Consider the following 10,641-nt stretch of genomic DNA (forward strand, 5'->3'; position numbering starts at 1 on the left):
CTTGCCCGAGATCGTGCCCCTGTCTGTCCGCGCGATCGCCTGGACGCACTTCGAACCCCCGGCCGACGTCCCCTGGGAGACCGACGCCGACGGGGGCGAAGCTCTCGCCGAGTTCGCCGGCCGGGCGTGCTACCAGTCGTGGAGCAAGCCGAACCCGGCGACGGCGACCAACGCGGGCTACCTGCGCCACATCCTCGACGTCGGCCACCTGTCGGTGCTCGAGCACGGCAGCGTCACGTTCTACCTCACCGGCATCTCGCGGTCGCTCACGCATGAGCTGATCCGGCACCGGCACTTCAGCTACAGCCAGCTCTCCCAGCGGTACGTCCCCGAGCGCGACGCAAACATGGTCGAGCCGGACATCATCAAGGACGACCCCGAGCTGCACGAGGCGTTCACCCAGGCCGCCGAGGCCAGCGTCGCCGCATATACGACCCTGCTCGAGGGGCTGGAGAAGAAGTTCGCCGAGGAGGGCGCCACCAACCGGACCCTGGCCCGCAAGCAGGCCCGCCAGGCCGCCCGGGCCGTGCTCCCGAACGCCACCGAGACCCGCATCGTCGTCACCGGTAACTACCGGGCCTGGCGCCACTTCATCGCGATGCGCGCCACCGAGCACGCCGACGTCGAGATCCGTGCCCTGGCCGTCGCGTGCCTGCGCGAACTGCAGCGGATCGCGGCGAACGCGTTCGCCGACTTCACGATCACCGCTCTCCCCGACGGCACAGAAGTTGCAACCAGCCCACTGGTCACCGAGGGCTGAGTCCCCCGACGCGGTACGGCCGCCGGGACGGTAGCGTGAGCAGCATGAGCGCCGATCCACGGCGGCCGTTCGGCCGCGTTCTCACCGCCATGGTCACGCCCTTCGGGGCCGACGGGTCGCTCGATCTGAAAGGCGCCCAGAAGGTCGCCGAGCACCTGGTCGACGTAGGCGGCAACGACGGCCTGATCGTCAACGGCACCACCGGCGAAGCCCCGACGATGAGCGACGCCGAGAAGGAGTCGGTACTCCGGGCCGTCATCGAGGCCGTGGGCGACCGCGCGACGATCGTGGCGGGTGCGGGCAACAACGACACCCACCACTCGATCGACCTCGTCCGCACCGCCGAGAAGGCCGGCGCCGACGGCGTCCTCATCGTTTCTCCGTACTACAACAAGCCACCGCAGGCGGGTCTGGTCCGGCACGTCCGGACGCTCGCCGACGCGAGCGACCTGCCGGTGATGCTGTACGACATCCCGCACCGCACCGGGGTCGCGTTCGCGACCGAGACGCTGATCGAGCTGGCCGAGCACCCGCGGGTCCTCGCGGTCAAGGACGCCAAGGGCGACCTCGCCGCGAGCGCCGAGGTGCTGGCCAACACCGACCTCGCCTACTACAGCGGCGACGACGTCCTGACGCTGCCGCTGCTGTCGGTCGGCGCGGTCGGGGTCGTCAGCGTCACCGGCCACCTGGTGGCCCCGCGCATCCGGCAGATGATCGAGGCGTTCGAGCGCGGGGACGTCGCCGCGGCGACGGCCCTGCACCACGGCATGCTGCCGGTCGACGTCGGGATCTTCCGCACCCAGGCCGCGATCCTCACCAAGGCCGCGTACAACATCCTCGGCCTGCCCGGCGGGTCGGTCCGATCGCCGCTGGTGGACGCCACCCCCGAGCAAATCGAAACGCTCCGGGCCGACCTCGCCCGCGGGGGCGTCGAGCTCGGCGACAAGGAGGTTGCATGACCGTCGAACCAGCCGCGGAGCTAGGTCCGCCACCGCCGCTCCCGGCCGGAGGGCTGCGTGTCCTGCCGCTCGGCGGCCTGGGCGCGATCGGCCGCAACATGACGGTGTTCGAGGCCGACGGACGGCTGCTGGTCGTCGACTGCGGCGTGCTGTTTCCCGAGGCCGACCAGCCCGGCGTCGATCTGATCCTGCCCGACTTCACGCCGATCGCCGACCGGCTCGACGACATCGAGGCGATCGTCCTCACGCACGGGCACGAGGACCACATCGGTGGCGTCCCGTACCTGCTGCGGCTCAAGCCCGACATCCCGCTGGTCGGCTCCCGGTTCACGCTGGCGCTGATCGAAGCGAAGCTGCGTGAGCACCGGATCGAGCCCTACAGCCTCACCGTGCGCGAGGGCCAGGCCGAGCAGCTCGGCCCGTTCGGCTGCGAGTTCTTCGCGGTCAACCACTCGATTCCGGACGCGCTCGCGGTCGCGATCCGCACCCAGGCCGGCACCGTGTTGCACACCGGCGACTTCAAGATGGACCAGCTTCCGCTGGACGGTCGGCTCACCGACCTCGGTGGCTTCTTCCGGCTCGGACGCGAGGGCGTCGACCTCCTGCTCGCCGACTCGACGAACGCCGAGGTGCCGGGCTTCGTGACGTCGGAGCGCGAGATCGGCCCGGTGCTCGACGACCTGTTCCGGGGCGCTACCAAGCGGATCATCGTGGCGAGCTTCGCGTCGCACGTCCACCGCGTCCAACAGGTACTGGACGCGGCGCAGGCACACGGCCGGCGGGTCGCGTTCGTCGGACGTTCGATGGTGCGGAACATGGGCGTAGCCCGTGATCTCAAGCTGCTGCGCATCCCGGAGGGGCTGGTCGTGTCGCTCGACGACGCGTCCAACCTCCCGCCCGAGAAAGTCGTGTTCATGTCGACCGGCTCCCAGGGGGAGCCGATGAGCGCCCTCGGCCGGATGGCCTCCCGCGACCACCGGCACATCACGATCGAGCCCGGCGACACGATCATCCTGGCGTCGTCGCTGGTGCCCGGCAACGAGAGTGCCGTCTACCGGGTCATCAACGGGCTGGCCCGGTGGGGCGCGAACGTCATCCACAAGGAGGTCGCGAAGGTCCACGTGAGTGGCCACGCGCCCGCCGGCGAGCTGCTGTACCTGCTCAACGCGGTCAAGCCGCGGAACTTCATGCCGGTGCACGGCGAGTGGAGGCACCTCCAGGCCCACGCCCGGCTCGCGGGCCAGACCGGCGTGAAGCCCAACCGCATCGTGCTCTGTGCCGACGGCGACGTCGTCGACCTGGTGAACGGCGTCGCGAAGATCACCGGGCACGTCGACAACCACTACGTCTACGTCGACGGTCTGGCCGTCGGTGACGTGGGGGAGACCGCGCTCACCGAGCGCCGGATCCTCGGCGACGAGGGCTTCATCGCGGTGACTGTCGTCGTCGACGAGGCGACCGGCAAGGTCGTGGGTGGCCCGTTCGTCGCGGCCCGCGGCTTCGCCGACGACCCGTCCGCGTTCGACCCGGTGCTTCCGCTGATCGAGCAGGCTCTGGACGCTGCCGCGGCCGACGGGGTCATCGAACCGCGGCAGCTCCAGCAGACCGTGCGACGCACCGTGGGCCGCTGGGTCAGCGACACCTACCGGCGCCGCCCCATGATCGTGCCCACCGTGCTCGAGGTCTAGTAGCGGCGGCCCTTCAGCCGGCTGGAGAGCTTGCGCAGCTTCTGCTGGTTGGAGGGCTTGGACAGTTCCTGCTGGGCCCGTGCGGCCAGACGCTGACCCTGCGGGCTGCGCGCGAACGCGCGGAGACGGTTCATGATGGACGCCATCGGTCGTACCTTCCTGGTGGCGAGCATTGCCGTTCGAAAGGAACAACGGCTGTACAACCGGTAATCGTTCCGAGCCCGGCGCGCCCATCCGGGTGGACGAGTGTCGGCACGATACGGTTGTTACATGGCTGGTGGTGGTTCTCGCGTGTCTGGAAACAGGAACGGACCCGCGAAGAAGGCTGCCCCCCGCAAAGCCACGGCCAAGGCCGCGCCTCGAAAGACGACGGCCGCCCGCAAGACGACAGGCAAGCGGGCGCCGGCCAAGGCCGCACCCTCCCGCGTTCCCGGGCCGGGCCAGTTCCTGGTGAGCACCTGGCTCCTGCTGGCCCGGGGCGTCGGCGGTGGCGTCCGGGCCGCCGGTCGGCACGCGTCCTCCGCCCGCGACCTGCCGCCGGAGCACCGGCGCGACGGCGCCGGCCTGCTGGTGCTGGCCCTCGGCATCGTCTCGGCCGCCGCGCTCTGGTTCGACGCCGGCGGCCCCACCGGTGAGCTGACCCGGATGGCGGTCCGCTGGCTGTTCGGCTCGGCCGCGGTCGCGCTCCCGCTCCTGTTCGGAGCGGCCGCGGTCCGTATGATGCGGACGCCGGCCGACCCCGAGCACCGCGGCCGGATGGTCGTCGGCTGGTCGGCGCTGATTCTCGGTTTACTGGGCCTGTTCCACCTCGGAGCCGGTGACGCCAAGAACCCCGACACCTGGACGCACGCCGGCGGGGTCATCGGCCGGTTCGCCGCCGGTCCGCTGGTCGCCGCGGTCACCGCCTGGGTCGCGATCCCGATCCTGGTGCTGGTCGTGCTGTTCGGCGTCCTGGTCGTCACCGCGACGCCGATCGCGGCGATCCCGGCGCGGCTCGACCAGCTCTGGGGCCTCACCCAGGGCCGCGTCCGCATCGTCGACGAGGACGAGGGCGACGACGCCGGCATGGACGTCGTCGACGACGCGGTCGCCGCGACACCGCGACCCCGGCGGCGCCGTCGTCCCGCGGAAGGCGTCGGGCCCGACACCGGCCCGATCGGCGACCCGGAGGAGACCGGCGCGATCCGGCGCTCCGGCCCCGACAGCGTGCCCGCCGCGGGTGCCGTCCCCGGCCCGCGCCCCGGCGAGAAGCGGAAACCGTCCGACATCCCCGCCACCCCGCCCAAGGCTCCGCCCGAGCACACCCCGGCGCCCACCCGCGCCGAGCAGCTGGCGCTCACCGCGACCGAGGGCGACTACAAGCTGCCGCCGCCCAACCTGCTGGCCTCGGGCCCGCCGGCCAAGACCCGCAGCCGCGCGAACGACACGGTCATCGCCGCGCTGACCGGCGTGTTCGAACAGTTCGACGTGGACGCCGCGGTCACCGGCTTCACCCGCGGCCCGACCGTCACGCGGTACGAGATCGAGCTCGGCCCGGCGGTCAAGGTCGAGCGGATCACGCAGCTGTCGCGCAACATCGCCTACGCGGTGAAGTCGCCGGACGTCCGGATCATCTCGCCGATCCCCGGCAAGTCCGCGGTCGGCGTCGAGATCCCGAACACCGACCGCGAGAACGTGTCGCTCGGCGACGTCCTGCGCTCGCACGCGGCGACGTCCGACGAGCACCCGATGCTCGTCGGCCTGGGCAAGGACATCGAGGGCGGGTTCGTCGTCGCGAACCTGGCCAAGATGCCGCACATCCTGGTGGCCGGGGCCACCGGGGCCGGTAAGTCCAGCTGTATCAACACGCTGCTGGTGAGCATCCTGTCCCGGTCCACCCCGGACGAGGTGCGGCTGGTGCTGATCGACCCGAAGCGCGTCGAGCTGACGCTCTACGAGGGCATCCCGCACCTGGTGACGCCGATCATCACCAACGCGAAGAAGGCCGCCGACGCGCTCCAGTGGGTCGTCCGCGAGATGGACATGCGGTACGAGGACCTGGCCGCGTCCGGCGTCCGGCACATCGACGACTTCAACAAGCGGGTCAAGAGCGGCAAGATCGTCGCCCCGCCCGGTTCCGAGCGGGTCTACCGGCCGTATCCGTACCTGCTGGTGATCGTCGACGAGCTCGCGGACCTGATGATGGTGGCCCCCCGGGACGTCGAAGACGCGATCGTCCGCATCACGCAGTTGGCCCGGGCCGCCGGTATCCACCTGGTGCTGGCCACCCAGCGGCCGTCCGTCGACGTCGTCACCGGCCTGATCAAGGCCAACGTGCCGTCGAGGCTGGCGTTCTCGACCTCGAGCCTGGCCGACTCCCGGGTCATCATCGACCAGCCGGGTGCGGAGAAGCTCGTCGGACGCGGTGACGGTTTGTTCCTGCCGATGGGCGCGAGCAAGCCGATCCGCATCCAGGGCGCCTGGGTGTCGGAGAACGAGATCGCGTCGGTCGTGAAGTTCTGCAAGGACCAGCGCGATCCCGAGTTCCGCGAGGACGTCACCGCGCCGACCGCGGCCAAGAAGGACATCGACGAGGACATCGGCGACGACCTCGAGCTGCTCTGCCAGGCGGTGGAGCTGGTGGTGACGAGTCAGTTCGGCTCGACCAGCATGCTCCAGCGCAAGCTGCGCGTCGGGTTCGCCAAGGCGGGCCGGCTGATGGACCTGATGGAGACCCGAGGGGTCGTCGGGCCGTCCGAGGGCTCGAAGGCCCGGGACGTCCTGGTGAAGCCGGACGAGCTCGACTCGGTGCTGATCGTCCTCCGCGGGGGAGCCCCCGCGGAGGAGTGACCGTCACAACCGGGCGGCCAGCGCGGCGGCGCGCCGCCCGGCTTCCTGCGGCGTCAGTACCTCGCCGCCGACGACGACGGCCTCGAACCGGTCGAGCGGGATCCGTTCGAACAGCGGCGAGCCGAGCGTCGCGAAGACGTCCGGCGGCACCAGCCGGTCGGGCGTCGTGACGATCACCGTGGGCAGGCGTTCGGCCAGCTCACGGGTGCCGACGATGTTGAGGATCTCGCCCGGCCCGACCGCGTCGGCGCCGGACAGCCCGGTCCGCCCGTCCGGCGAGACGGCCGCCGACGAGGCGATCTCGGCCGCGCCGACCCGGGCCAGCAGCCGCTTGGTGATGCCGCTGCTCGGAGCGGCCAGGAACCCACCGGTACGCCCGGACAGCAGCTCGTACGCCGTCTCCACGGCGGCCGACGCGTCCCGTTCGAGCTGGGCCGCGAACCGCGCCAGTTCCACTCGCGGATCGCCCGACCGCAGCAGCCGCTCCAGGTGCCACAGCGACGCGTAGCCGGAGAGTTCGCGCCGCAGAAACTGCATGCTCTGCGTTACGAGTTCTGTTTGATCCGCGATTTCTTCGAGTTCGGAAATGGCGCGCAAAGTGACTCCGGTACATCCGACGTCGCGTACCGACGTCAGTGCGACGAGCTTTGCGGGGATATTTTGCTCGGTCACCGCATGCGACCTTTCCAATCGGTATCTCGTTACCGGGGAACTAAGCTACCGTGGAGGGGTAGCGGCACTTCATCCGCGGTCGCATACAAACGATGCTGCCCGAATTCTTGGACGCATCGCTCCGGTATGACTCCCCGGTGCTACGTGCGAGCAAGGTATGACCGCACGCTGTACTGGGACGATGACGACGGTAACGTCGGCGACCGCCGAGTGCGTCTGGAGGGGACGGTGCCTGCGCCGGACCAATTCGTCCGCCGAACCGAGCCGAATACCGTTCATCTGGACACCGCTGCAATTCCCCTCCCGGTGGATGCCCGATTAGCGCGATCGGCCGTCAAGCGCGAGCTCTATTCGGTCGATTCGTATTTTCGGGATTCCTGGGAAGACCTTTTTTCCCGAACCGGATCCCGGAGTTTCGATATCGCCAGAAAGCACGCGTTGCTGCTGCTCAAACCCGATGCCGTGGTGCGCCGGAAACTCCGCACGGCATTGTCGTGGCTCTCGGGGCAGGGCTGGCGGGTCGTCTACGCGCAGCGATTCCGCGTCAACCGGTGGGCGGTCCGGGCGTTCTGGCAGTACCAGTGGAACACCGCGACCCGCGACCGGCGCGAGATGGCCGATCTCTACATGTCGGCGACCGACTCGCTGGTGCTGCTGCTCCGCGCCCCCGGCGACGCCGACGCCTGCTCCGCGCTCACCCGGGTCAAGGGCTCGTCGGACCCGGCCCGCTGCCGTCCGGGCCAGCTCCGCCACGAACTCGGGACGCTGAACCAGCAGCTGAACCTCGTCCACAGCGCCGACGAGCCGGCCGATCTGGTCCGCGAGATCGGGATCTGCTGCACGGCCGGCGAGCGCGCCGCGGTGTATCGGGCGCTGGACCGGGACGACCGGGCCGAGGACGTGGCCCGCGAGCTCGCCGCGCGCCTGGAGTCCGAACAGGAACCGCTGGACCTGACGTTCGCGGCCACCGTCGACGGCATCCGGGCCCGCGCTCACGATCACCCCGGCCTCACCGGCCTGCTCGACGGGCGCACCCCGGCCTGGCGGGAGATCGTCCGGCAGGCCGACCGGGCCGGGCTGCCGCTGACCCGCTGGGAGCGGGTCGTCCTCGGCACCTCGCTGCTGGTGCCGACCCTGCCGCACGTCGTCCCGCTGGTGCCGGATGCGTCTAGTACTGCCAGCCCACCCCGGTACCCCGGTAGTCCTCTACCGAGATGAGCCCCTCGCCGGGCTCCAGCCAGTGCGAGTACAGGATCCCGTCCAGGTGGTCGATCTCGTGTGCCACCAGCCGTCCGACGCTGCCGCCGAACGTGGTGAGTTCCACTGTGCCGTCCTCGCGCTGGTGCTCGACCGTGATCGCCAGCGGCCGGCGCACCCGTCCCCGGACGTCGAAAAAACTCAGGCAGCCTTCGAAGCGGGGGACGTCCATCGTCGGCGACCGGTCGACGATCCGCGGGTTCACCAGAGTGATCGCCTCGTCCGAGCCGGCCGGGAACACGATCGCGGCCCGGCGCGCGATCCCGATCTGCGGGGCGGCGAGCCCCATCCCCTTACTGAACGTGTGCACCTGGCGGATCCGCCGGACGGCTTCACGCAGTTGATTCATGGTGTCCACCGCGAGGGCGGCGTCGAACGGGTACGCGAATCCGTCGACCGGGCAGAGGAGTCCCGGATCGTCCTCGACCTGCGAGATCCCCAGCTCACGCATCTCTTTGCTGGAAGCGGAGCGTGCGGAACCGACCGGTGTGAACGGTGTGACGGAAGTTGCTAGAGAGGCCACGGAAGCGCAGATTAGCCCCTGGACCCCGCTTCCCGCTGACACCCCACCGCGGTGAAACCGCCCTGAAACCGCTCTACCGGCGCGAATACTCATCCATTCTCACGCCGATGGGGCATCTGAGCGATTGCCTCCGGCAAGCCTGCGAATCACTCTGGGGTGTGTCGCACTTGCCGGGAAGTGAGGAAAGCCCACAGGATGACGTCGCGTTACGCGCCGTGTTGTTCGATATGGACGGCACCCTGGTCGCGAGCGACGACGTGTGGGACCAGGCCATGGCCGAATTGGCCGCCACCCATGGCGCTCAGTTACCGCCGGAGTTCTTCGTCCGCAGTGTCGGGTTGGCCACAGCCGAGGCGATGATGATCGCCCAGCAGGTGCTCGGCCTCCCGGACGACCACCTCGACCGCAATCTCGCCTGGCTCCAGGAGCGAGCCCTCATCCTGTTGGCCGAAGAGCCTCCACCCTGGTTCGACGGGGCCCGCGAACTCGTCCGGACCGTCCGGGCCGCGGGTCTGCTCACCGGCCTCGTGACCTCGTCCGGGCGCGAGCACGTCGAGGTCGCGATCGCGGCTCCCGACCGCGGACGCTTCGACGTCATCGTCTGCGGTGACGACGTGGTGACGCCCAAGCCCCACCCCGAGCCGTACCTGCGGGCCGCCCGCCTGCTGGGCGTCGACCCGGCGGAGTGCGCGGTCGTGGAGGACTCGGCGACCGGCGTCGCCAGCGCGGTGGCGGCCGGGTGCCGGGTCGTCGTCGTCGCACCCGTGACCGACGAGTGCATCAACGTGGACGGGATCGGGCAGGTCGACCTCGACCTGCTCCGGTCACTGCACCACGGCCGGCCGTCTCCGGTTCAGGGCTGACCGGCGAACCCCTGATCGCCCACCGTGGTCACCCCGTTCGGTGGGCTCGGTCCGGTCCGGACGGTCTACCGCCCGTCCGGACCGTGGCTCGGGTTCTCCGCGGCCCTGGAACTGCCAGTGCAGCCGGTAGCGCGCGTTGAGCTGCGGCTGCGGCACCTCCCAGAGCCACTCGACCTCACCCTCGGACGAGTGGGTCACCCGCGGGTTCGCGGCCAGCGGAGCACCGTCGGCCGTCATCGACGTCTCGGTGCCCCAGACCCGGGGTTCCAGGTGGGCCGGGAACCGCAGCCGGATCGAGAGATAGCGGGTGGGTAGCCGGATCGCGCGCTGGAACCAGTGACCCCAGGTGCCCTCGGCGACCGTGTAGGAGTACTCGATCCAGGTGCGCTCGCCCGGGTAGAGCGGGAACTCGTAGTCGCCGTTGCGGAACATCAGCCAGACCTGCTTGACCGTCGGCTGGTCCTGGGCGATGCGCCAGTCCATCGGCTCGCCGTTGCAGGATGCCTGCAGGTCGATCATGTCCCAGGTCAGCTCCGACTTCGACTCGTCGTCGCTGGAGATCTTGATCCAGTACAGCGTCACCGGCTTGCTGCCCACGTTGTGCAGGTGGCGACGGATCGTCATGACGTAGTTCCGCCCGTCGAACCGCATGGACGCCTCCTCGCGCTCGACCACGAGGTCGGAGTGCGGGTCGGCCGCGGTGGCCGACGTCGGCGCGGCCGGGCCGGTGGCGGCCTCGTGCCGTGAGCGGTCGTATTCACGCCAGAGCAGCCACAGCCGGCCACCCGACCCGAGCACGTCGTCCGCGCGGCGCGCGAAGTCCTCGGTCGGGCGGTGCCGGCCACTTTCGATGTGGCTGACATAGGACGGGTCGAACGCCATCCGGCGCGCGAGGGCCTTCTTGGATAAGCCGGCCTCGACACGACGGCGCGTCAACTCCGTGCGAAACGCGTCCATCGTCGCTGTCACCTGCGTCACCGGGGTAGTCGTGACGTTCTGGTCCATGTGCGCACCTCACTGAGTGCGTGGACATACTCCACACACTGTAAGCCGTACGAGCGTCACCCGGCGTCGTGTACGCAGACCTCGC

The 10,641-nt window shown here is 70.1% G+C and carries 10 protein-coding genes; 6 read left to right on the top strand and 4 right to left on the bottom strand.

Features of this window, described 5'->3' with window-relative positions; genetic code table 11:
• The first annotated feature begins 1 nt into the window (after nt 1).
• Genes thyX through FL583_RS12730 form a run of 3 tightly spaced genes read left to right on the top strand, consistent with a single transcriptional unit; the run spans nt 2 to nt 3,407 of the window.
• Nucleotides 2–760, top strand: coding sequence for an FAD-dependent thymidylate synthase (gene thyX, locus FL583_RS12720; protein WP_142704794.1), 759 nt, complete (start codon nt 2–4; stop codon nt 758–760).
• Between the two features lie 44 nt (nt 761–804).
• Nucleotides 805–1,719: a 4-hydroxy-tetrahydrodipicolinate synthase gene (dapA, locus tag FL583_RS12725; protein ID WP_142704795.1), complete on the top strand. Its 915-nt coding sequence runs from the start codon at nt 805–807 to the stop codon at nt 1,717–1,719.
• Nucleotides 1,716–3,407, top strand: coding sequence for a ribonuclease J (locus FL583_RS12730; RefSeq protein WP_142704796.1), 1,692 nt, complete (start codon nt 1,716–1,718; stop codon nt 3,405–3,407). The genes dapA and FL583_RS12730 overlap by 4 nt, the downstream gene beginning before the upstream one ends.
• Here the strand turns inward: FL583_RS12730 and FL583_RS40070 are convergent.
• Nucleotides 3,404–3,553 (bottom strand): hypothetical protein, encoded by a 150-nt coding sequence (locus FL583_RS40070; protein WP_170323618.1) that lies wholly within the window; start codon nt 3,551–3,553, stop codon nt 3,404–3,406. The two genes, FL583_RS12730 and FL583_RS40070, sit on opposite strands and share 4 nt — an antisense overlap.
• A gap of 124 nt (nt 3,554–3,677) precedes the next feature.
• On the opposite strand from FL583_RS40070, the gene FL583_RS12735 reads away from it, so the two are divergent.
• Nucleotides 3,678–6,236 carry a DNA translocase FtsK gene (locus FL583_RS12735; RefSeq protein ID WP_142704797.1) on the top strand — a complete coding sequence of 853 codons (2,559 nt, stop codon included), beginning with the start codon at nt 3,678–3,680 and terminating at the stop codon, nt 6,234–6,236.
• Nucleotides 6,237–6,239: 3 nt separating this feature from the next.
• Here the strand turns inward: FL583_RS12735 and FL583_RS12740 are convergent, their stop codons facing one another.
• On the bottom strand, nt 6,240–6,773 hold the full coding sequence (locus FL583_RS12740; protein WP_142704798.1) for a hypothetical protein: 534 nt from the start codon (nt 6,771–6,773) through the stop codon (nt 6,240–6,242).
• Between the two features lie 573 nt (nt 6,774–7,346).
• Between FL583_RS12740 and FL583_RS40075 the strand changes: the two genes are divergently transcribed.
• The gene (locus tag FL583_RS40075; protein ID WP_170323619.1) at nt 7,347–8,126 is read left to right on the top strand and encodes a nucleoside-diphosphate kinase; all 780 of its coding nucleotides are present in this window, start codon (nt 7,347–7,349) and stop codon (nt 8,124–8,126) included.
• Here FL583_RS40075 and FL583_RS12750 read toward each other — a convergent pair.
• Nucleotides 8,077–8,616 carry a peptide deformylase gene (locus FL583_RS12750; RefSeq protein WP_142704800.1) on the bottom strand — a complete coding sequence of 180 codons (540 nt, stop codon included), beginning with the start codon at nt 8,614–8,616 and terminating at the stop codon, nt 8,077–8,079. The two genes, FL583_RS40075 and FL583_RS12750, sit on opposite strands and share 50 nt — an antisense overlap.
• Before the next feature lie 287 nt (nt 8,617–8,903).
• Here FL583_RS12750 and FL583_RS12755 point away from each other — a divergent pair, with 287 nt between their 5' ends.
• Nucleotides 8,904–9,551 carry an HAD family hydrolase gene (locus tag FL583_RS12755; RefSeq protein ID WP_420843131.1) on the top strand — a complete coding sequence of 216 codons (648 nt, stop codon included), beginning with the start codon at nt 8,904–8,906 and terminating at the stop codon, nt 9,549–9,551.
• Here FL583_RS12755 and FL583_RS12760 read toward each other — a convergent pair.
• On the bottom strand, nt 9,513–10,556 hold the full coding sequence (locus tag FL583_RS12760; RefSeq protein ID WP_142704802.1) for a helix-turn-helix domain-containing protein: 1,044 nt from the start codon (nt 10,554–10,556) through the stop codon (nt 9,513–9,515). The genes FL583_RS12755 and FL583_RS12760 overlap by 39 nt on opposite strands.
• Between the last annotated feature and the right edge of the window lie 85 nt (nt 10,557–10,641).

Source organism: Cryptosporangium phraense (genome assembly GCF_006912135.1).
GTDB lineage: Bacteria > Actinomycetota > Actinomycetes > Mycobacteriales > Cryptosporangiaceae > Cryptosporangium > Cryptosporangium phraense.